A 19,576-nucleotide genomic window follows, 5' to 3' on the forward strand; every position below is an offset into this window, starting at 1 on the left:
AAACCGGGATTCGTTTTCCAGAAACTGCGTTCAGGCGACCGAAAATTTCGGCAGGCTGGCAATCAGCCGGTGCAGGGTGTCAATGGTGGAAAAATCCGCAATGCCATCCACCAGTGCGGGCCGGAAATGCCTCTGGAACGCCGCCACGGCGCCCTCGGTTTTTTCACAATAATTGCCCGTTATTTCAACGCCGTAACCATAGATGGACAGCATCGACTGCAGCGCTTCGACGGGCTGGCCATGGTCGCCGCGCTGGAAAAAACGCCCGCCGCGGATTGGCGCGGGTTCAACCCAATGGCCGACACCGTGCTGCGACAGGATGTCCCACGGGAATTTTTCGCCCGGATCGACCTTGCGGATCGGCGCCACGTCCGAGTGGGCAAGCACCCTTTCAGGGGCGATATGCCACCGCTGGCCGCAATCGCGACATAATTCGATGACGGCTTCCACCTGCTCCACGGGGAATTCCGGCAGCCCGCCGGGATGACCCTGATTGGCGATTTCGATGCCGATGGAGCGGGAGTTGATATCCTCGTCCCCGGCCCAGGAGCTTTTTCCCGCGTGCCATGCACGTCGGGTTTCCGGCACAAGCTGGACGATGCGCCCGTCTTCAAAAACAAAGTAGTGGCTCGATACCTGGCTTTCGGGATTGCAGAGCCACGACAGAGCGCCATCGGCTGTCGTCATGCCGGTATAATGAAGAAGAATGATATCGGGACCGGGCACGCCGATCCTCTCGCCGTGATTAGGCGAAGGCGCAACAGTTGCGCCCCCGAAATCCGGGGTAAAATCCGGCAGACATTCACTCATGCGACGCGGCGTTCTTTCTCGATGGCCGCATAGGCGGCGTTGAGAGCCGCCATACGCTCATTCGCAGCCGCATGCAATTCCATGGGAACGCCACGGGCGATGAGCTTGTCGGGATGATGCTCCGCCACCAGCGAACGGTAACGCTTGCGGATATCCAGGAAGTCGTCGGACGGCGAAACACCGAGCACGCGGTAGGGATCGCGTCCATCCATATGCACATGCCGCGCCATGATCGTTTCGAAATGATCTTCGGTGATATGGAAGATTTCCGCGATACGGCCGAGGAAGGCAAGCTCACGCTCGTGGATCAGGCCATCCGCCTTGGCGATATGAAAAAGGCCGTCGATGACGCTTTCCAGCATCTCGCAATTATCGTGACCGGAACCGCAAAGACCGGCCAGCCGCTCCGCGTAGGCTTCGTAACCCGCAACGTCCTGACGTGCGAGGTTATAAAGACGGGCAACGTTTTTGGCTTCTTCTTCCGGAAAATCGAAAATCTGCCTGAAGGCCCGCACCTCGGCATCGTTGACGATGCCGTCGGCCTTCGCCATCTTGGCGGAAAGCGCGATGATGGCCACGGAAAAAGAGACCTTGCGGCGCGTTTCCGGATCACCTTCGAACAGCGTGCGGATGGCTTCCACCACGCGACCAAGCGCGTTGCCTGCCGCGTCGCCGATTGCGCCGAGCAGCCGTTCCCACAGGGATGAAATTTGCAAACAGGCGAAATCGAACATCATGACCGCAAGCATGACGGGATATTGCCGCGAATGCAATATCCACAGCGGGTAAGCGGCATTAACTTTTATTCATCTTTGCGACAGTTTTGCTTCAGGAACAAGATAGCGGGGTGAACGGAACTCCGGGTTTTCCACAGGGTGTAGGGGGGTGTTACCTTCTGGACGAGAGCTATCCGGCCAACAAAACCCGCAAATGCCGATGAAATAAGGGAATTCCGGCGCCATGCCTCTAACGGCGTCGGACGGGAATATGAAAGTCACCTATCAAAAGTGGAGATAAATCGCGCATTCTTCTGGACAGATTCGCGCATTCTTCTCGCATTGTTCTGCCAACGGCGCTGACAAGAACAACATTTTGAAAAAAAAGAAGAAAAGTCGATGGCAGCGATTGGAAGAGCCAAATAGCCTACCGTCAATTTCAAAAATTCAGATCATTCGGCAAAGCATTCGCCGCACTCTAAGTGGGACGAAACGACCCACTTAGACGCACTATGTCCCACTTAGCCTAGATCGTTGATTTGAATTAATAATTTTTCGAAGAGGGGTAACCGACAACACTTTTCAAGTGGGACGCGGCAAATTTCAAAAATCCGCGTTAGAAAAACTCTAATCGAATGAGAGATTAGCTCCATTTAGGCGTAAGTACGAAAGAAGCTCCGACGCCTGCCTAAAGCCGTCCAGAGATAACTGGTGCTCAAATTTATAATCCGGCCCCATCTGATCAGTTCGGATCGTTATAGCCTTAGCCTGGGATATGTCGCGGAAGGGTTGGGCGAGCGCGCACCCTTTTCTGTCTGTCTTCTGTGCAGGCAGCTTATCGAAGCGGATCATTCCAGACACCGGTGTGAAATCGCTGAAATTCAAGCAAATCAATGAGGAGCTTCCTGCGTCGAGGGGGGAGAACGATATTTTCATTCCGCCTATCAACATCAAGTGGCAGTAGGTTTTATCATCCATTGAATCAACGGAACAAGAGACACCCCACGTTTGCTGCCCTGCCATCAGCTTCGCTCCGTTTCGGGAAATCGAGTACTGGTATCCTTCTGACGTTTTGCCTTGTCGCTCTGAGTAAACACCACCGCTTCGCTCGGTCATTACGAGCTGCTCACCTTTAAACCAGCCGTCCGACACCGGGCGCTTTGATTTGACCGTTACTCCTTGGGCGGCAGCGCATCCTGTCCCAAGCGCAAGTGCCAGAGAGCAAAACAAGGCCTTTCTAAACATTGATATCTCCACAAAAGGACGCGGCCTTTATCCTCTATGATTGGTGGCCAATAAAAATGACGCGACCTACAACCACCAAATCCTCCACGCGATCGGCATCGAAGGTTTCGACGGGATAATGGCCATCGACATTGTCGGATGCCAGCTCAAGTTTGCCGTCCATCCGCCACTTTGCACGCTTCACCAAAACGGCATTACCCACAGCGAAAACGTATATCCGTCCATGATCAACGACCGTTTGGCTCGAATCGACAATTAGCAGCGCGCTGTCATGGATTGTCGGAAACATGCTGTCGCCGGTTGACCACATCATGAAGCAGAAGTCTGGCGCACCGCCGAGACTTCGCAAAAAACTGCGCTCAAAGGCTGTTTGTGAAACCGGCATTTCGTTGATGGGGATAAGCCCCCGCCCCGCCGACGCTCTCACATCATACTGGGGCAAGTTGACGAAGTCAGCTTTTTGAAGCGTGGCGGGCAATACGCCTTCACCTTTGCTTTCGGCAAGATGCTGAGCAGCGTGATACAGGAAAGAACCTGAGCCGCTCGCCGGATCAAGGATCATCGAGTCTACCCGAGGCGCGACGCTAATGGCGTCGTTTGGCGTAAACATCTGGCCTTCGCCGGTAATCAGCCAGTCCAGAAAAACAGAAAATCTCTGTTTATAGAGCTGAAGAAAATCGAGGTCGGGGATCGAATCACCTCGCTCGTAACCGCCTAACGTTTCAGGATGCACCCCCAAAACCTCAGCAAAAGGCTTGCGGCTTGGATAACCAACCGCCTGCCTGACGCTCGTAAGCCTTTGACCCAACGGGGTTTTCGCGATCGCTGTTCTAGCCATGTGCAAAACAGACAATCCCTGTTTTCAAAACAGAGAATCTCTGCTAATACTCCTATCAGCGAACCGCTTATGCGCTTCGCACTTGTACCGAAACATTCCCAAAAAAGCGGGCGCTGGAACGCCCGCTTTCTCAGCGGAGAAAAACCATGAGCAAACAAAAGCCAGTTATGGACTGGCAGGCCATAAAGGCCGAAGTCCATCGAAGAGGAATGACGCTAACTGAACTTGCAGTTAGAAATGGATTTCATCGCTCCCTGCTACGGAAACTGAACACCACCACTCACTACAACGGACAGGCCGCGCTTGCCGCCTTCATTGACCAGAAGCCCGAAAACCTCTGGCCGACTCGTTACCCGAAGAAAAGCTCCGGCATATTGGATAGCGCAAAATGGCCACCGTTAGAAAGTCAAAAATCTAACGCCACTGCTGGCATGATGGTGGCGGCATGAACAGTATGTTGTCAAACTCCCGTCGCTCCGCTGACAGTGAAATCATTCCCTTCTTCCACGACTTGCCTGCACCCGCCATCAAGCCCGCCGCCCGTCTTTGGGATGAGGCGCAGTCCGTCAGCTACAACGGCCAGACAGCCTATCAGGACTTTGCGCAGGACTTGCATTTCCTTCATATCGAGCCGCCACCGCGCTCGATTGTGAAGCGCTGGATTGCAGGTGTTCAGGCGAACCTTATTCCCCGCCCAGGTGGAGAAATTCCGGCTTTGGGAACAGTCGCCCCGCAGCAGAAGTCATCTGCGCATCCGGTGGCAAAAGGTGAAGAGGAGCGTCAGGCCCGCCGTGTGACCGCGCAGGAAAGGCTTGCCGCCGCTCTGCCGGAATTTCCGGTGACGCCAGCGCCGTCGAAGGGGGCCAAGCTGCATGTCGCCGCTGTCGATGCGCTCCTTCCGTCTCCAGATGGAGTTACCTTTCAGCGCCCGCTAGTCGCCACCGAAATCGATCCAGAGACACGCCGCATCAACGTGTTTGGCATTGTTGCCGAACCCGACCGCGCTGGCTCGTCCAATGATTTCGAAGCGTTCGCCGCGAAACTGTTTGAGTCGACGCTTGCCGAAATCAAACGCGACGCCGAGGCCAAGGCGGCAAAGCTAGTTGCCAGCCGCTTGCGCGAAATCGCGGACAGGTACGACGCTTCCGCCGCCTGATCTCCCTTCTTTCATTGCGCCGATCCGGTTCTTGCGTCCGGCGCGATCCAGCGGAGCCGCCGTACAGCCTCCAGCAGGCGGCTCCGCATCGAAAATCCCGATATCTCAGGTCCGAAAAATGCCAAAACCAAAGACGACTGAACTTGCTGAACCGCCGAAGCCGGACGTGGTTCACGCTCCCCTTACATGGATCGATATTCCCGAAGATCGTGCCCGCCATTTCGATCCCGAAGAGGCAGCGGCACTTGCGACCCTTATCGCGGTCACCGGCTTGCAGCACCCGATCCGCGTTCGCGCCGTTGGAAACCGCTATCGCCTCGTCGCTGGCCGTAAGAGGCTTGAGGCGGTGCGGTTGCTTGGCTGGAGCGCTATTCCGCTCACCGTATCTCTGGCGAAGTCCGACGAAGAGGCCAGAATTGAAGAGGTTCTGGAGAACCTTGCGCGGCCGAAACTGAAGAAGCTCGACCGTTTCCAGCATCTTTATGAACTGAAGGGCGCTTACGAACGTCTCCACCCCGAAACCAAGAACGGCGGCGACCGCAAATCAGAAATCAGAGTCCAAGGTTTGGATTCTGATCCTGAGGCACCAGAGCTGTTCGGCTTCACAAAGGCGTCGGCTGAAAAGCTTGGTCTGTCCAGATCAGCAATTTTTGCCGCCGTTAAAATCTGGAAGGACCTTTCGGACGCTTCCCGAAGCCGTTGCGCGGGAACATGGTTGGCTGACCATCAAGCCGGTCTGAAGCAGCTGGCAGAGCAGTCTCATGGGGATCAGGCCAAGGTGCTTGATATCCTATTTGCAGAGCCGCCGAAGGCAACCAATGTGCCGGATGCCATTGCGATCATCGCCAATGGCCGTGCGCTGACCCATACCGAGCGTAAGGTCGCTGCCGTCACAAAGACGCTCAAATCCTTGCCCGGCGGCAGTGAGATCGTTGCGGCTCAAGTCGATGCTCGCCTCGCTGAATTGCAGAAAAGCATTGCCACGATGAGCAAGTTTCTCGGTGGCCTGAAAGACGATGAACTGGATGATGTCGTCATTGAGCACGAAGACCGGATTATCGCCTCCCTCAAGCGTCGAGGCCGTATCTGATGAAGAAGCGTCGCGACTCTCTCACCCTTGATATCTTCCGCGATTACACGCCGGTCGAAGTCGCGGCGCGTATCGATCCCGAAGTATCAAAAGGCGGCACGCTCGACGTCAAGATCGCCCGTGTTCTCGCTCACGCCATGCAGAAATCAGACATGTCTCGCGCGCAAATCGCGGACGCCATGTCGGAGTATCTTGGGCAGCGCGTGACGGAAAATATGCTGGATTGCTATGCGTCCCCCGCACGCCGGGACCACAAGATTACGCTAGAGCGCTTCATAGCGCTGCTCGAAGTGACTGATTGCTATGAGCTTCTCGCTTTCATCTGCGATTTCTCCGGGTTCGTGGCCGTGCCGGAGCGGTATGCAGACATCATCGAAATCTGGCGCGAAGACCGCGAGATCGAAGAGCGCACCCGCCGCCGCGATGCCCTTGCTGGTCGTATCAGGGGGCTGAAATGAGCTACTACTCCGCGCAGGAAATTGCAGCTGCCGGTATTCGCCTCAAGCTGAAGGCTTTGCCGCACAGCAAGCGACGTGTCCAAGATCATATAAATCGAGAGAATTGGGATGCATCCCCGCTTTGCCGCAAACGCGATAAAGTCGGCGGCGGAATGGAATACCACGTTTCGTTGTTGCCGGAAGCTTTGCAGGCTGCGTTGCATGACGAGAAGAACCGGAAATTGGTGCTGGCCAATCAGCAGGAGAAGAAGGGTCAAGAGCTTGCCCGCCGCGAAAAGCTTTCAACGGCAAACCTGACGGCGCGCCAGCGAGACGTGATGAATGCGCGCTCTGCGGTGCTGTCAGCTATCGACACACACCAGATTTCTAACGGCATGTCGCAGCGACAGGCTATCCAATCGTTCCTTGCCGATCCGGCAGCGGTCGAAATCTCAGAAACCATTCTGCAAGTTGCCAATGACCGTGCCAACAAGGCCAGCGTTAGCCGTGCCACCCTTTACGACTGGTTCAAGCTGCGCGACACCGTTGGCGTCGGCGCGCTGGCACCTTTGCCGACCAAGGAAAAGCAGGACGTTCCGTCATGGTTCTGGCAGTTCCTGCGATTTTACGCGCAGCCGCAAAAGCCATGCCTGACCGACGCGCTGGCACAGTTCAAGAAGGCGCTCCCCGCGCACATCATGCCACCGAATTACGATCAGGTGCGCCGCCTTATGGCGCGCCTTGGCAACGTCGAAAAGCATCGTGGCCGCGAAGGCTCCCTGACGCTCAAAAGCCGCATGGCCTACACTCTACGTTCGACAGACGATCTGCTGCCGGGTTGTGTTTACACGGCTGACGGAAAGACATTCGACGCGGAAATCGCGCACCCGATCCACGGCCAGCCGTTCCGCCCGGAAATCACCAGCATCGTGGATGTCGCCACGCGCCGTTGCGTCGGCTTCTCTTTTGGTCTGGCAGAAAACACCATCGGCGTGGTCGATGCCCTTCGTTACGCCTGCGAACAGAACGGTATTCCTGCGATCTTCTATGTGGACCGTGGTCCCGGCTTCAAAAACGACGTTCTGGACAACCAGTTGACCGGCGTTACCGAACGCCTTGGCATCACAAAGCTGCATTCGTTGCCACAGAATTCGCAGGCACGCGGCATCATTGAGCGGTTTAACGGCTCGGTCTGGAACCCGCTGTCCAAAGAGTTCGAAACCTACATTGGCGAGGATATGGACCGGCAGGCGCGACAACGCTCCTTCAAGGCCACCCGCAAGGATATCAAGCTGTTCGGTTCCTCCAGCCGCTTGCCCTCGTGGCAGGAATTTCTAACGGCATGTGTGAATGCCGTGGCGTCCTATAACGCCAAGCCGCATTCGTCTTTGCCGGGGAAAATGTCGCCCGATCAGTATTGGGAATACCACGTTTCGACCGGCTTCGAGATCGTCCCGGTTCTGGAGCATGAAAAGAACGACCTGTTCCGTCCGTACGTGAAACGCAAGGTTTCCCGCTCGATGGTCGAGTGGCTGACCAACACCTATTTCAATCTGGCGCTGGAAGAGTTCCACGGGGAATACGTGCTGGTTGGCTACGATATCCACGACGCCAGCAAGGTTTGGGTCCGCGAGATCGACCGGAAATCAGGCGAAGAGCTTATGGGCCGGCTGATCTGCGTGGCAATCTTCGCAGGCAACGAGGAGCGGTACATTCCGCTTACGATGGAACGGGCAGCGATGGAGAAGCGCGCAAACGCCCGCGCCCGTCGCCTGAAAGATCATCTTGCAGAAGTCGAAGCGGAACTGTCACCCGGCAGTTTTATCGACGCCTCAATTCAAACTTTCATGCCGATCATCGACCATGAACCAGCGCCGGTGCCAGCCGGTCCGGTGCTTGTCACCAGTGACGGCGAAACCGTTCCAGCAGCCACCGGAGTTGCTGAAGTCACCCGCATCCAGACCTTTGCAACAGACGAAGCTCTTGCTGCGTGGGCGTTAGAAAATCCGGAAAAAATCACAGCTCGTCAGGCGGATGTATTGCGTCGCTGCCTCCAGCAGCAAGTCGCACGAGAGCTGTTCAGAATGTCAGGCATCGACGTTGAAGCCCTTCGAAACGTCCTCCGCGCCGTCGCCTGACACCAACACACACGAGGAAGAACTACGCATGAAAAACGTATTTGTCGAGACCAGCAACGTAAAACGCCTTCTTTCGGCGTTGGTTGCTCTAGAAGATCGCGGGGCACAGGAGGCGTGCCTTGGCGTTGTTGATGGCGAACCCGGTCTGGGAAAGACCACGACGCTGAAATATTGGGTGGCCCAAAGCGGATGGGTATATCTCCGGGCCAAACAGGAATGGAAACCCGGCTGGTTCATGAATGAACTGCTGGAAGCGCTGCCGGTTCGCCCGCCGCACAGCATCGAAAAGAAATACGAAACGATCCTGCGGGAGCTTGGCAGCCGCCACTCGTCCGCGCAGATGGCGGGCCGGACTTTCGGTCTCGTTATTGATGAGGCCGATCATATCTCCAGCAAAGCGTCTCTGCTGGAAACCGTCCGCGACATTTCCGACATGCTGGAGTTGCCTGTCATTTTGGTCGGCATGGGCAGGATTAACGATAATATCGCCCGGTTCCCGCAGATTTCGAGCCGTATCAGCCAGCGCGTCAAATTCCAGAAGGCAAGCCGTGAAGATATCCGGCTGCTGATGGACCGGAAATGCGAGGTCGAGGTGGCGGATTGCCTCGTGGATTTCGTGCTGAAGGTCTCGCAAGGCTTCAATCGCGAGGTTTTGGAAGCCATCGCCAATATCGAGAAATTCGGCCGTCGCGCCGATCTCGGGCCGAAGGGCGTCACGATGACCGATATGGCCGGTCAGACGATCTTGAATGACCGCCGCACCAATCGCCCCATCCTAGTGCCGGAGTTGGCCTGATGGAGCGGGACCGGTACGCAAAACACTACGAGCATATCTTGCAGAATTTTCCAGAGAAGGTTTGTCTCAAGCTGGACGTTCTCGCAGAGCAGTTCGGTCTGCAAAATTATGTTGTCGCCATAGCACTTGGAAATTTGGTGGAGCATGGTTTTGTCGAGCGTCGAAGAGCTGGCTGCTATCAGCTCACGAAAACTGGTGTGAAAGCAAAACGGACGGGCGCTCTGGCGCTCGTCTCCTCCCATGCATCCATCCGGCAGATACCTGCGGATAACTTCAACCAGCGCTTCTGGTCCTGCATCCGGATGTCCGGCTCGTTCACCGCCCACGAAATTACCATGGTCGTGAATTGGCCGATCCGGCATCCAGAGGCCGCTGCACGCAGATATCTGCGCCACCTCGTTGAAGCTGGTTACATCATCGAAATGCCGAAAAGGGAAAAGTCCGTTCTCGGGCGAAGCCACGGCCCGAAGCGGTATCGCTTGATCAAAAACACCGGCCTCAGAGCGCCTTTTTATCGCGAGAAACTCGGCGTGGTTCACGATCCTAACACGAAAGAGGACGTGCCATGCGCCAAGCAAGCCTGATGCCTCTTGTTGATCCCACCTGGCTGAATGTTCTTCGTGCTGAAGCTGCCAAGCCCAAGCGCAGCAAAAAGGACATCGGTGACGAGTTGGGCGTGTCCCGCACCGCGATATCGTTGCTCTGCGCCGGGAAATACAGCGCAGGCATGAACAAGGTGCAGGCGAAGATCGCGCACAAGGTCATGGCGCTCTACGGGCAGCAGGTTTGGTGCCCGCATGTTCGTGATGCAATCGCTCCGGGCACCTGCGAAAGCCACCGCGAAGCCCCGATGGCAAAGAGCGACCCCGCCAAACTGAAACAGTGGCTGGCATGCAGATCGTGCCCGCAAAACCCCGAAAACCAGAAGAAGCCGGAGGCCTCAAATGCTGTCTGACGCCGCCGCGCAGTTGCGCGACCGCTTGTTACCGCTCGTTAACGGGCTGGACGCCCCGGAGCTTTTTCTAACGCTGCGCCTCATGGAGATGGAGGCGAAACACATGGAAATGACCATCGAATACCTGACCGGACGACCGCATGTACCGCTCAACGGTCAGCTTCTTTCTTCCATCGCCCTTGTTTCCGACCACTGAAAGGAACCCAAAGATGCTGAAGCTCTCGGCTCTCCTGTCACTCCTGCGAATTCACCTGAAGGCCCACGAGAACGGCGGCGCGTCGTTGCCGCCCGACGCCGCCGGGGTTGTAGCCAGCCTTCTTTCGTCCTGTGAGGCGCAGGCGAAAGACATGGAGGCGGCGATCCACTCGGTGGCCATCGCGCCGGTCGATCTGCGTCCGCTGCTTTCGGAGAAGGTGGTTTCCCTTTCCGCCTTCGCCAGTGCCCGCAAGGCCAATCCTTCCAACAATCCCAACGAAACCGCCTGATACAAGGAAATACCGGAATGAAATCTGCAAAGAAAAGCAAACCCAAGGCCATTTCTCGCGTGCCGCAGAGTCGTCAGGACGCGATATGGGCCGTTGGCCGCATTGGCACCCTTCGCCGCGCCATTCACGCGCAGAAGGCAAAGGCCGAAGAAGCTATCAGGCTCATCGGTGAGAGGTTCGAAACCGATACCGCCATGATGGCCGAAGAGCTGGCGGAGCATGAGCGCGGTGTGCAGGCATGGTGCGAAGCCAATCGCATGATCCTCACCAATAACGACAAGGTAAAATTCCATGACTTTGGTACGGGCAGCGTCCGATGGCGCTCCCTGCCTGCCAGCGTTTCCATACGTGGTGCTGAAGCCGTTCTTGAGGCTCTCAAGTCTCTCGGCCTGAAGGCTTTCATCCGCGAGAAGGAGGAAATCAACAAGGAAGCCATGCTGAACGACCCTGACACGGCGCGCAAAGTCGCGGGCGTCACGATCAAATCAGAGGGCGAAGTATTCGCAATCGAGCCGGTCGAGCTTGAAATTTCCACCGTTCAGTAAGGTGCAGTATGACATTTATCGCCCTCACTCGACTTGAGCGCAAAACGCTGGAGCGGCTTTACGGGCTGCACGGAAAATATCCGAAGACGGATAGCTTTCTGGCTGGATCGCTTGGGCCATCTTGCGCAGCAGCTTGCCGACGAATGGAACAGACCGGCTACGTCCGCATAGACCGCGTTGCGGAAAACAGCTTTCGCTATGCCTTAACCGATGCAGGCCGGGACCGTGTGGCAATGGCGAATGCTTCGCGACAGCACCCGGTCGCTGCGCGGCCTTCCACGGAAATGGAGGGTGCGAATGAGTTCTGATCGCACTCTCCAGTCATCCTTCGCGCAGGGGTATGCTCTTTGCAGCCCCGAAGGAACGCTTTTGCCGCATAGCTTCCGGCGCACGAAAGCGGAGGCGATTGCCTCCGTTTTCACAGATGCCGAAAGCCGTGATGCCCATTGGGTCGCTGCCGAACAGAAAGGCATGACAATCGAATTCGTCTATGTCCGCGTATTTACGCCGGTGTTTTTCGCGAAGGCCGTCTTGGCCGCGATGGCGGAAGCGGAAATGGCAGGTGCGGCATGAACACGATGGCCGTCATCAACGTGGCCCGCCAGCAACTCGGCATGGACGAGGACCATTATCGCGCGTTGCTCCTTCGCGTCACCAAGGTCAATTCACTTCGCGCCATGTCAGAAAAGCAGCGCCTTGCTGTTGTCGAAGAATTCAAGCGCCTTGGTTTCAAGGTCACTGCCAGCAGCAAGAAACTGCCGCTGGCGTCCAAGCCCTATATCCGGCTTGTCCATGCGCTCTGGAAATCCTGCCATCGGAAGGGCGTTATCGAAGATGGCTCCCGGCAGGCGTTGCGCGCCTTCGTCAAGAAGCGCACCGGCGTCGATGATCCTGATTTTCTAACGTTTGCCCAAGCCAACCCCATTATCGACACCCTGAAAGCCATGGAGGCCCGTGGCTGACATGGCTATTTCCTCCGTCAAAAACCTGCCAGAAAGCCTTCAGGACGTTGCCGAAACCGTTGGTATCGGTGTCGCCCTGAAGCTGATTGCGCATTTTGGCGGAACCGAAATCAAGTTTCCGAAGAAACCGGCTGACGACCATCCTATCCTTATCGCTCTTGGCAAAGAGGATGGAAAAGCTGTATGTCAACTTCTGGCCGGTGATTTCATTTACATTCCGCACGGTCGTCCGCGCAGATCGGTGCGCGCAGACGTGCTGGAGCTGGAACGTCAAGGCAAGAACCGCGCTGCCATCGCCCGTATGTTGGGCATTTCGCAGCGGTGGGTTCGCGAGGTCGCGAACGAAAATCCTCCTGAAGAACCGGACCTGTTTTCCTAACGACCGGAACTGTCTTCCTCACTTTCTGATCCCGCCAAGATCATAGGTTGCCCCGACTGACAGGGGATGCTTATGAATTTTGATCAATGGTTGATCTGGCGCTTGCGGCTGCACGGCGCTTACGCGGGCAGCATGGATGGCGCGCACGGTCGCGCCGTCATCGACGCCATCAAGAAATTCCAGTTTGCAGAAAAGCTGCCTGAAACGGGCAAGGCGGATACCGCCACCGTCGAAGCGTTGCGCAAGCAGCCCGGCCTTTCCAGCCAGACGGTCGAAGCGCCGAAGGTGCCGGTTGAGCCGGTCTGGATGCGTGAAGCCCGCCGTTACATGGGCCTGAAGGAAATTGCAGGTCCGAAATCCAATCCCGTCATTATTGGTTGGGCCAAGAAGCTCGGCGGCTGGGTCGCGGGTTATTACACCGACGACGATATCCCGTGGTGCGGTCTGGCCGTGGCGAACTGGATTTCCACACCGCTGCCCGGAGAGTTTCTGCCATCCAATCCCCTTGGTGCCCTGAACTGGTCCACCTTCGGACGTGACGTGCCCGTTTGCGTCGGCGCAATCCTCGTCTTCAAGCGTCCGGGTGGCGGTCATGTCGGTTTCTATGTCGGTGAAGACCGCACCCATTATTATGTTCTCGGCGGCAACCAGAACAATTCGGTCTCTATCACTCGCATCGAGAAAAGCAGGCTTGTCGCCTCGCGCTGGCCGAAAACCGGTGAAGCGCCGGTTCCCGGTCGCGTCCAGCTTTCCGCCACCGGCGCGCCGATCTCCCGTAACGAGGCATAATCCGTGAAAGCAAAACCGACTTATCGCATGTCCAAACGCCAGATTTGGGCCTCCTTCTGGCTCGCATGGCTCATCGTCATTTATCTGGTCTGGAAAGGCGCGAACGGCAGCGAACAGGCGGTTTCACTGGCAGGCACTGTGGTTCCATCCATGATGATCCTGATTGCCGCTCTTCTCGGGGTGCACCGTTTCGCCGGAAGCCTCGACTTCGCCGCCTCACAAGCCTCTTTCCCGCCGTCCGCACCGCCTTCGCCTTCCCCTTTCGGCTACGATCCCCGCGACGATCCGAACTCTGCTTCGGGAGAGACACCATGATACCGGCGTGGCTTATGAAGGCGGTCGCGCCGGTTTTCTCGAAGGTGTTCTTGCCGGTCCTGATCGTTGCCCTTCTGATTTTTGCGGGCTGTTACAGCTTCAATCGCGGAATGGAAAAGCTGAACGGGATGTTTGCCGATATCAGGCAATCCGCTGTTGCCGAACGGGACGCCTATTGGACGGCCGAGATTGAAAAATCTAACGCCGAACAGGCGCGCAGGGAAACGGCGCAGGCCGCAGAGGCCACGCGGATCAGTGCCGAGACGGCGAAGATCATTGCCGACCAGCGTTCCAGACTACTCACCTTGGAGAAAGCCAATGCGGCTCTACCGAACGGCAATAGCGTTGGCCTTGATCGTGGCCGCGTCCAGTTGCTCCCAGACTAACCCGCCATCACCGCCACCTGTCGTGCGGACGGTCCATGTCACCCCGGCCTTGCCGGATGAGGCGCGGAGGGAATGCCCCAAGCTTTCCGCCAAGCCGCAGGGCGACATGACGCAACAGCAGGTTTTCAGCAATTGGGCCGCAGATCGCACGGCCCGAAATATTTGCGAGGAGCGTCGGAAAGCTGCCGTGGCGGCTGTTGATGCTTCCGCGCAGCATCAGGGGAATGCCGCCAAGTGACGGAACTCAATCTGCAAAACAGTCGAACCGAGAAGGCCCATGACCGTCTCGACGTGGTGGAAAGTCGCGTTAGCAAGCTTGAGCTTTCCGACGCTGTCACCAACGAACGCATGAACAGCATTCAAAAATCTCTCGGCAAGATCGACAGCAATACGAGCTGGATTATTCGCCTCATCATCGGTGGTCTGATTGCCGCCGCTATGACATTTATCGTGAAGGGTGGCTTCAATGTCCAGTGAACAGGATAAGCGCCGCAAGGCCCGCGCCGATTACGTCTATCGCCGTATGACCGGTGCCACCATCGCTATGACACTGAACATCAGTCAGGCCACGTTCGGGCGCTGGAAGAAGATCGCCAAGGAAGCCGGTGACGATTGGGACGTTGCCCGAACCGCCTCCATTATTGCAGGTGAAGGCATCGAAACTGTTGTTTCGACGGTGATCGAAGATTTCATGATTATGGCGCAGTCGGTGCTTGAGGAGATCAAGAACGGCGATTTGCGGCTTGATCAGAAGGTGAAAAGTCTGGTCGCGCTGGCAGATGCCATGACCAAGATGACCACCAGCGCCGGAAAGCTCGCGCCGAAGATTTCGGAGTTGGGCGTTGCGCAGGACGTGATGCAGTACCTGGTCGAATTCGTACGCGAGAATTTCCCGCAGCATGTCGCGGCAATCCTCGAAATCATTGAGCCTTTCGGTGAAAGCCTCGCAAGACGCTACGCATCATGATCAGAAGGCCGGTTCTGAAGGGTAAAGTCAGCGGCAAGGATTTCAAGGATAACCTTGCCAAGCTGGCGGACGATCTCGCCAAGTGGGTGGAGCTTTCGGTATCGGCATTCTCAGCCGATCCGAAGGCCAAAGCCGAACGTCTGGCGAAGGTGAAAGACCCGGAAACGGGCTTTCAGTATTTCTTGGAAACCTATCTGCCGCACTACGTGAAAGGCGAACACAGCCTGTTTCACCGTGCGATCTTCAAGCGCGTTCCTGAAATTCTCGCCTCCGAAAAGGGCGTTAGAGACCTCTTGATCGCGCCTCGCGGTTCCTCGAAATCCACGCACCTGTCGCTTGGTTTTGCCCTCTACTGCATCTGCCTTGGTCGCAAGCGTTATATTCTGGAGGTCTGCGACGTTTACGAGCAGGCCGCGTTGCTGGTTGAGGCGATCAAATCGGAGCTGACCGAAAATCCGCGCCTTTCTAACGACTTTCCCGAAGCGACCGGACAGGGTCGCGTCTGGCGCGAAGGTGAGATCGTCACCGCCAACAATATCCGCGTCGAGGGTCTCGGCGCTGCCAAGAAAATCCGTGGCCGCCGCCATGGTCCGTATCGTCCCGACCTGATGTTCTTTGACGATCTGGAGAACGACGAAGCCGTGCGCTCGCCCGAGCAGCGCAAAAAGCTCGAAACATGGATCAATCGCGCCGCCCTGAAAGTCGGCCCGCCGGATGGCTCCATGGACGTGGTTTGGGTTGGCACCGTCCTGCACTACGACGCGGTTCTTGTGCGTGCATCGAAATCGCCTGTCTGGCGCGTCGAAGAGTTTCAGGCAGTTATCCGTTTCCCTGATCGTATGGACCTTTGGGACCGGTTTGAGGAAATCTACCAGAATGACGGCGAAGAGGCCGCGACAGAATTCTATGCCGCCAACAAGGCCGACATGGATGCGGGTGCTGTCGTCAACTGGCCGGCTGTCCAGCCGCTGCTAAAACTCATGCTGGAGCGTGCGGCCGACCACGACAGTTTCGCGACCGAATACCAGAACAAGCCGATCAACGAGGCCAGCCCGTTCAAGGATTTGACATTCTGGGTATTGAAACAGCCAGACCTTGTGCATTTCGGTGCGGTCGATCCCTCGCTTGGAAAGAAGAGCAAGGGACGCGATCCGAGCGCGATCCTTGTCGGCGGCTTCAATCGTCTGCACGGCACAATGGACCTTTTGGAGGCGTCGATCCGCCGTCGCCTGCCGGATATCATCATTGCTGATGTCATTGCCATGCAGCGGCAATATCAGTGCATGTTGTGGTTCGTGGAAGCGATCCAGTTTCAGGAGTTTTTGCGCACAACCCTCATGGCGACGGCAGCAAAGCAGGGCGTCGGCATATCGGCCATTCCGATCAATCCGACTTCCGACAAGGATTTGCGCATCGAGCGGCTTCAGCCGCCCGTTGCTGCCGGTTTGATCCGCCTCAACAATACGCAACAAACGATGATCGACCAGCTCCAGCAATGGCCGAATGCCGATCACGATGACGGCCCCGACTGCTTGGACATGCTCTGGCAAAACACCCTGCACTACGCCGGAGGCGTTGCCGGAGCCGGTGGCCTTGGCATCCAGTCCGCAACTTCTAACGACACCCGCTCAGATGGCTGGGGAGACTACCGCCTATGAAATCCACGACCAAAGCTGCCGCTGACCAACCGCGCAAGAACCTGCCCGCCAATGCCACCAGCCTGATTGCCGATGCCAGAAACGATATCACCATTCCGTTTTACAGCGGCGCGCTCCAGCATCAGGACGATACGCTGCTCCAGCGTGGGGGAGGCAAAGGTCTCAAAATTTATGATGAGGTCGTGCGTGATACACATGCCGGTGCCATGCTCGACAAGCGCAAGAAAGTCCTTCTCGCCCGTAATTGGGAGGTGAAGCCCTGTTCGGAAACGCCGCTCGATGTCGCTGCTGCTGATTTCTGCCGCGAGGTTATCAACGATCTTTCCTTCGATCTGGTTTGCGAAGAGCTGCTGGACGCAACGCTGAAAGGCTTTGCGGTTTCCGAAGTGGTCTGGATGCGCAAAGACAACCGGATCGTGCCGGAAAAGATCGTTACCCACGATCAGCGCCGTTTCTCATTCGGTGAAGATTGGCGTCCGCGCCTGTTGACGTGGACTAACATGCGCGATGGCATTGAACTGCCGGAACGCAAGTACATCGTCCACCGTTTCGGCGTTAAAGGAAACAACCCTTACGGCCTTGGCCTTGGTTCGCGACTGTTCTGGCCGGTGCTGTTCAAACGTGAGGGAATTACCTTCTGGCTGCACTTCCTAGAAAAGTTTGCCAGCCCCACTGTCATCGGATTCACGCCCTACGGCACCCTGCCGGAAGAGCAGGCCAAGCTGATGAACACCTTGCGGCAGTTGCGCAGCAGCTCGGCGCTCACCGCTCCGATCGGCACCGACATCAAGTTTCTGGAAGCTGCCCGTAGCGGCTCGGTGACCTATCAGGATTTCCTGCAATATTGGGACAAGCAGATTTCGATCTGCGTCACCGGTGAAACCCTAACGACCGATATCGGCAGCAGCGGTTCGCGTGCGGCGTCGGAAACCCATGCCGAAATGCTGGAATTGCTTGTCGATAGCGATGCCGACCTTTTGTCGGGCACGCTTCGCAAGACGCTGCTGACGTGGCTGGTGGAATATAACTTCCCCGGCGCTGGTGTTCCCCATATCTGGCGAGTACGCGCCAAAAACGAAAAAGATGCAGCTGAAGTCGGCAAGGCGAAGGCAGAGGCGGCAACCGCAATCAACGATGCCCTTATGGCCGTGCTGGCGACGGCGGCCCAGATTGACGACGATGACTTTGCCCGCGAATACATCACTTCGTTCGGCCTGACAGATCATCTGTCAGAAAAGGCTATCGATGCTCTAGTAGAGGCACGGTTCGCCTTCATGGCGGGCGGCAAACGCAGTCGCGATCTGCGCAAGCTGGCCGAAGAGAATTCGATGTTTGCTGCGCTCTTTGACGGCGCACCTAAAAAAAAACTTCAGCGCCATGACCACCACGCCAGTTTTGCCGAAGAAGACGGCCGGATAGAAACGCTTTCCGACCAGTTGGAAGCGACGGTTGAACGGCATTTCAATCGCCGCCTCGACGCCATCCGCGAGGCGCTAGATGCTCCCGACTTCCGGTCTGCGCAAAAGGCCATTCTTTCTCTTGCCGCCGTCTGGTCTCCTTCAGCGCTGGCAACGCAGATCGGTGACGGCCTCGAACTGGCGGCATTGCAGGGACGCGAAGCCGCCTTTCTCGATGGCGAGACGGAAGAGGATTTCGCGGATGCCGATGTCTTCAACCAGCCCTTCCGTGAACAGATCGAGTTTTTCCGACAGAAGCGCGTAAAGCCCACGAAAGCGTGGACCGATGCCCTTCGCGGCGTCCATGACCGCGCCTTCGTCATTGCCGGTGCGACCGATACCGACATGCTGACCGACTTCCAGAACGCCATAGCCAGGGCGATGGAGGAAGGCACCGGCCTAGAGCAGTTCCGCAAGGATTTTGACAGGATCGTTCAGCGGTACGGCTGGCAATACAAGGGTGAGCGCGGCTGGCGCACCCGCGTCATCTTCGAAACCAATATGCGTAGCGCGTACATGGCAGGTCGCCTGAAGCAGATGCGCGACCCTGATGTGGTGAAGCTCCGGCCATATATGGAGTATCGCCACGGCGAAACCCGGCAGCCGAAGATACCGCGTCCGTTCCATCAGGCTTGGCATGGTCTCGTTCTGCGATATGACGATCCATGGTGGAACACTCACTTTCCGCCGAATGATTGGCTGTGTTCCTGCGGTGTCCGGTCCCTGTCGCTTGCCGATCTGAAGCGCCGGGGCAAGGATGGACCTGATACGGCTCCCGGCGATTTGACCGTGCCGCTGATCGATCCCGTTTCCGGCAAGCTGATCGAACAGCCGCAGGGTATCGGTTACGGTTGGGATTACATGCCCGGCGATCTCTGGGAACGTGGATTGGTGCCTTCCGCTTTGATGAACGAAGGCGGCGTGGCTCTGGAAAACCCGCTTCAGCCTGTCGAGATCGACGTTGCCGAATCTGTCGAAGCACTGCTGAAGCGCTCGAAACCCTTTAAGGCAAAGCCGCTGCGCGACGGCGTCTCGCGAGAGGAAAATATCCGCTCATTCCTAACGCCGTTTGGTGCCGATCTCGATCAGGCGGTTTTGTTTGAGGACAAGGCCGGTCACAAGCTGCCGGTCTCCGATCAGCTTTTCCGTGGTGGTGACGACATCCTGACTGGCGATCATGCGACCCTTGCACCGTTGCTGGCTGAAGCGATGATGGACCCCGACGAAATCTGGATCGGCGTTGCCCGCAGGCATGACACGAGCGGTGATGCGTCAGACGAGCTGGTTGTGAATCGGCGTTATGTGCGTGCTGACCGCAAGTCCGGTCTAATGATCGCAGTCGAAATGGGCGAGCGCGTTTGGAGCGCTGTTGTTGCTCGCGGCCGGGACCAAATGGGCGCGCTGGACATGAGACGCAACGGCAAGCTGGTTTTCCAGCGGTCCAAGAAATAG

The 19,576-nt window shown here is 56.9% G+C and carries 25 protein-coding genes; 21 read left to right on the forward strand and 4 right to left on the reverse strand.

The genetic code is table 11. From position 1 onward, the window contains the following. Window positions 1-30 precede the first annotated feature (30 nt). The 4 genes from EGT36_RS01745 to EGT36_RS01760 form a co-directional block, all read right to left on the reverse strand. Window positions 31-810, reverse strand: a complete 780-nt coding sequence (locus EGT36_RS01745; RefSeq protein WP_022556606.1) for an N-acetylmuramoyl-L-alanine amidase — start codon at window positions 808-810, stop codon at window positions 31-33. Then, window positions 807-1,547, reverse strand: a complete 741-nt coding sequence (locus EGT36_RS01750; RefSeq protein ID WP_034498855.1) for a J domain-containing protein — start codon at window positions 1,545-1,547, stop codon at window positions 807-809. Before EGT36_RS01750 ends, EGT36_RS01745 begins: the two co-directional genes overlap by 4 nt. A 606-nt stretch (window positions 1,548-2,153) precedes the next feature. Further along, on the reverse strand, window positions 2,154-2,771 hold the full coding sequence (locus EGT36_RS01755; RefSeq protein WP_125269984.1) for a hypothetical protein: 618 nt from the start codon (window positions 2,769-2,771) through the stop codon (window positions 2,154-2,156). Between the two features lie 34 nt (window positions 2,772-2,805). Further along, window positions 2,806-3,609 (reverse strand): XRE family transcriptional regulator, encoded by an 804-nt coding sequence (locus EGT36_RS01760; protein ID WP_125269985.1) that lies wholly within the window; start codon window positions 3,607-3,609, stop codon window positions 2,806-2,808. 146 nt (window positions 3,610-3,755) lie between these two features. Here EGT36_RS01760 and EGT36_RS01765 point away from each other — a divergent pair, with 146 nt between their 5' ends. The 21 genes from EGT36_RS01765 to EGT36_RS01865 all read left to right on the forward strand — a co-directional run bounded on the left by EGT36_RS01765 (window position 3,756) and on the right by EGT36_RS01865 (window position 19,576). Next, window positions 3,756-4,058, forward strand: coding sequence for a helix-turn-helix domain-containing protein (locus EGT36_RS01765; RefSeq protein ID WP_125269986.1), 303 nt, complete (start codon window positions 3,756-3,758; stop codon window positions 4,056-4,058). Continuing rightward, window positions 4,055-4,765: a hypothetical protein gene (locus tag EGT36_RS01770; RefSeq protein WP_125269987.1), complete on the forward strand. Its 711-nt coding sequence runs from the start codon at window positions 4,055-4,057 to the stop codon at window positions 4,763-4,765. The genes EGT36_RS01765 and EGT36_RS01770 overlap by 4 nt, the downstream gene beginning before the upstream one ends. A 118-nt stretch (window positions 4,766-4,883) precedes the next feature. Next, window positions 4,884-5,855 carry a ParB/RepB/Spo0J family partition protein gene (locus EGT36_RS01775; protein ID WP_125269988.1) on the forward strand — a complete coding sequence of 324 codons (972 nt, stop codon included), beginning with the start codon at window positions 4,884-4,886 and terminating at the stop codon, window positions 5,853-5,855. Further along, window positions 5,855-6,313 (forward strand): hypothetical protein, encoded by a 459-nt coding sequence (locus tag EGT36_RS01780; RefSeq protein ID WP_125269989.1) that lies wholly within the window; start codon window positions 5,855-5,857, stop codon window positions 6,311-6,313. Before EGT36_RS01775 ends, EGT36_RS01780 begins: the two co-directional genes overlap by 1 nt. Beyond that, the gene (locus tag EGT36_RS01785) at window positions 6,310-8,430 is read left to right on the forward strand and encodes a Mu transposase C-terminal domain-containing protein (RefSeq protein ID WP_125269990.1); all 2,121 of its coding nucleotides are present in this window, start codon (window positions 6,310-6,312) and stop codon (window positions 8,428-8,430) included. Before EGT36_RS01780 ends, EGT36_RS01785 begins: the two co-directional genes overlap by 4 nt. Window positions 8,431-8,458: 28 nt before the next feature. Next, window positions 8,459-9,226, forward strand: a complete 768-nt coding sequence (locus EGT36_RS01790; protein ID WP_112650426.1) for an AAA family ATPase — start codon at window positions 8,459-8,461, stop codon at window positions 9,224-9,226. Beyond that, complete coding sequence (locus tag EGT36_RS01795; protein ID WP_125269991.1) at window positions 9,226-9,810, forward strand: hypothetical protein; 585 nt, start codon at window positions 9,226-9,228, stop codon at window positions 9,808-9,810. Before EGT36_RS01790 ends, EGT36_RS01795 begins: the two co-directional genes overlap by 1 nt. Next, window positions 9,792-10,181: a MarR family transcriptional regulator gene (locus tag EGT36_RS01800; RefSeq protein WP_236759534.1), complete on the forward strand. Its 390-nt coding sequence runs from the start codon at window positions 9,792-9,794 to the stop codon at window positions 10,179-10,181. The genes EGT36_RS01795 and EGT36_RS01800 overlap by 19 nt, the downstream gene beginning before the upstream one ends. Next, a complete protein-coding gene (locus EGT36_RS01805) occupies window positions 10,171-10,377 on the forward strand; it encodes a hypothetical protein (RefSeq protein ID WP_080828336.1) in 207 nt (68 codons plus the stop codon). The genes EGT36_RS01800 and EGT36_RS01805 overlap by 11 nt, the downstream gene beginning before the upstream one ends. Before the next feature lie 13 nt (window positions 10,378-10,390). Beyond that, window positions 10,391-10,666, forward strand: a complete 276-nt coding sequence (locus tag EGT36_RS01810) for a hypothetical protein (RefSeq protein ID WP_125269992.1) — start codon at window positions 10,391-10,393, stop codon at window positions 10,664-10,666. A 17-nt stretch (window positions 10,667-10,683) separates the two neighbouring features. Beyond that, window positions 10,684-11,211, forward strand: coding sequence for a host-nuclease inhibitor Gam family protein (locus EGT36_RS01815; RefSeq protein WP_112650429.1), 528 nt, complete (start codon window positions 10,684-10,686; stop codon window positions 11,209-11,211). A gap of 297 nt (window positions 11,212-11,508) precedes the next feature. Then, window positions 11,509-11,784, forward strand: coding sequence for a hypothetical protein (locus EGT36_RS01820; protein ID WP_286083411.1), 276 nt, complete (start codon window positions 11,509-11,511; stop codon window positions 11,782-11,784). Next, window positions 11,781-12,173: a gp16 family protein gene (locus EGT36_RS01825; RefSeq protein WP_125269993.1), complete on the forward strand. Its 393-nt coding sequence runs from the start codon at window positions 11,781-11,783 to the stop codon at window positions 12,171-12,173. Before EGT36_RS01820 ends, EGT36_RS01825 begins: the two co-directional genes overlap by 4 nt. 1 nt (window position 12,174) lies before the next feature. Further along, the gene (locus tag EGT36_RS01830; protein ID WP_045021085.1) at window positions 12,175-12,552 is read left to right on the forward strand and encodes a helix-turn-helix domain-containing protein; all 378 of its coding nucleotides are present in this window, start codon (window positions 12,175-12,177) and stop codon (window positions 12,550-12,552) included. A gap of 72 nt (window positions 12,553-12,624) precedes the next feature. Beyond that, window positions 12,625-13,341: a TIGR02594 family protein gene (locus EGT36_RS01835; RefSeq protein WP_125269994.1), complete on the forward strand. Its 717-nt coding sequence runs from the start codon at window positions 12,625-12,627 to the stop codon at window positions 13,339-13,341. Window positions 13,342-13,344: 3 nt separating this feature from the next. Beyond that, window positions 13,345-13,656, forward strand: a complete 312-nt coding sequence (locus tag EGT36_RS30810; protein WP_172874202.1) for an NAD(P)+ transhydrogenase beta chain — start codon at window positions 13,345-13,347, stop codon at window positions 13,654-13,656. Then, on the forward strand, window positions 13,653-14,042 hold the full coding sequence (locus tag EGT36_RS01845) for a hypothetical protein (protein WP_125269995.1): 390 nt from the start codon (window positions 13,653-13,655) through the stop codon (window positions 14,040-14,042). Before EGT36_RS30810 ends, EGT36_RS01845 begins: the two co-directional genes overlap by 4 nt. 234 nt (window positions 14,043-14,276) lie before the next feature. After that, entirely contained in the window at window positions 14,277-14,519 is a 243-nt protein-coding gene (locus EGT36_RS01850) for a hemolysin XhlA family protein (RefSeq protein WP_125269996.1), read from the forward strand. Continuing rightward, a complete protein-coding gene (locus tag EGT36_RS01855) occupies window positions 14,509-15,009 on the forward strand; it encodes a DUF1804 family protein (protein ID WP_125269997.1) in 501 nt (166 codons plus the stop codon). Before EGT36_RS01850 ends, EGT36_RS01855 begins: the two co-directional genes overlap by 11 nt. Then, window positions 15,006-16,667, forward strand: a complete 1,662-nt coding sequence (gene terL, locus EGT36_RS01860) for a phage terminase large subunit (protein WP_125269998.1) — start codon at window positions 15,006-15,008, stop codon at window positions 16,665-16,667. The genes EGT36_RS01855 and terL overlap by 4 nt, the downstream gene beginning before the upstream one ends. Beyond that, window positions 16,664-19,576, forward strand: coding sequence for a phage portal protein family protein (locus EGT36_RS01865; protein ID WP_125269999.1), 2,913 nt, complete (start codon window positions 16,664-16,666; stop codon window positions 19,574-19,576). The genes terL and EGT36_RS01865 overlap by 4 nt, the downstream gene beginning before the upstream one ends.

It is taken from the genome of Agrobacterium sp. FDAARGOS_525, from assembly GCF_003938925.1.
GTDB lineage: Bacteria > Pseudomonadota > Alphaproteobacteria > Rhizobiales > Rhizobiaceae > Agrobacterium > Agrobacterium pusense.

Excerpts from the sequence above, each read along its gene's own strand:
- EGT36_RS01745 (WP_022556606.1), bottom strand. The coding sequence starts at position 810 with ATGAGTGAATGTCTGCCGGATTTTACCCCGGATTTCGGGGGCGCAACT.
- EGT36_RS01750 (WP_034498855.1), bottom strand. The coding sequence starts at position 1,547 with ATGATGTTCGATTTCGCCTGTTTGCAAATTTCATCCCTGTGGGAACGG.
- EGT36_RS01755 (WP_125269984.1), bottom strand. The coding sequence starts at position 2,771 with ATGTTTAGAAAGGCCTTGTTTTGCTCTCTGGCACTTGCGCTTGGGACA.
- EGT36_RS01760 (WP_125269985.1), bottom strand. The coding sequence starts at position 3,609 with ATGGCTAGAACAGCGATCGCGAAAACCCCGTTGGGTCAAAGGCTTACG.
- EGT36_RS01765 (WP_125269986.1), top strand. The coding sequence starts at position 3,756 with ATGAGCAAACAAAAGCCAGTTATGGACTGGCAGGCCATAAAGGCCGAA.
- EGT36_RS01770 (WP_125269987.1), top strand. The coding sequence starts at position 4,055 with ATGAACAGTATGTTGTCAAACTCCCGTCGCTCCGCTGACAGTGAAATC.
- EGT36_RS01775 (WP_125269988.1), top strand. The coding sequence starts at position 4,884 with ATGCCAAAACCAAAGACGACTGAACTTGCTGAACCGCCGAAGCCGGAC.
- EGT36_RS01780 (WP_125269989.1), top strand. The coding sequence starts at position 5,855 with ATGAAGAAGCGTCGCGACTCTCTCACCCTTGATATCTTCCGCGATTAC.
- EGT36_RS01785 (WP_125269990.1), top strand. The coding sequence starts at position 6,310 with ATGAGCTACTACTCCGCGCAGGAAATTGCAGCTGCCGGTATTCGCCTC.
- EGT36_RS01790 (WP_112650426.1), top strand. The coding sequence starts at position 8,459 with ATGAAAAACGTATTTGTCGAGACCAGCAACGTAAAACGCCTTCTTTCG.
- EGT36_RS01795 (WP_125269991.1), top strand. The coding sequence starts at position 9,226 with ATGGAGCGGGACCGGTACGCAAAACACTACGAGCATATCTTGCAGAAT.
- EGT36_RS01800 (WP_236759534.1), top strand. The coding sequence starts at position 9,792 with ATGCGCCAAGCAAGCCTGATGCCTCTTGTTGATCCCACCTGGCTGAAT.
- EGT36_RS01805 (WP_080828336.1), top strand. The coding sequence starts at position 10,171 with ATGCTGTCTGACGCCGCCGCGCAGTTGCGCGACCGCTTGTTACCGCTC.
- EGT36_RS01810 (WP_125269992.1), top strand. The coding sequence starts at position 10,391 with ATGCTGAAGCTCTCGGCTCTCCTGTCACTCCTGCGAATTCACCTGAAG.
- EGT36_RS01815 (WP_112650429.1), top strand. The coding sequence starts at position 10,684 with ATGAAATCTGCAAAGAAAAGCAAACCCAAGGCCATTTCTCGCGTGCCG.
- EGT36_RS01820 (WP_286083411.1), top strand. The coding sequence starts at position 11,509 with ATGAGTTCTGATCGCACTCTCCAGTCATCCTTCGCGCAGGGGTATGCT.
- EGT36_RS01825 (WP_125269993.1), top strand. The coding sequence starts at position 11,781 with ATGAACACGATGGCCGTCATCAACGTGGCCCGCCAGCAACTCGGCATG.
- EGT36_RS01830 (WP_045021085.1), top strand. The coding sequence starts at position 12,175 with ATGGCTATTTCCTCCGTCAAAAACCTGCCAGAAAGCCTTCAGGACGTT.
- EGT36_RS01835 (WP_125269994.1), top strand. The coding sequence starts at position 12,625 with ATGAATTTTGATCAATGGTTGATCTGGCGCTTGCGGCTGCACGGCGCT.
- EGT36_RS01845 (WP_125269995.1), top strand. The coding sequence starts at position 13,653 with ATGATACCGGCGTGGCTTATGAAGGCGGTCGCGCCGGTTTTCTCGAAG.
- EGT36_RS01855 (WP_125269997.1), top strand. The coding sequence starts at position 14,509 with ATGTCCAGTGAACAGGATAAGCGCCGCAAGGCCCGCGCCGATTACGTC.
- terL (WP_125269998.1), top strand. The coding sequence starts at position 15,006 with ATGATCAGAAGGCCGGTTCTGAAGGGTAAAGTCAGCGGCAAGGATTTC.
- EGT36_RS01865 (WP_125269999.1), top strand. The coding sequence starts at position 16,664 with ATGAAATCCACGACCAAAGCTGCCGCTGACCAACCGCGCAAGAACCTG.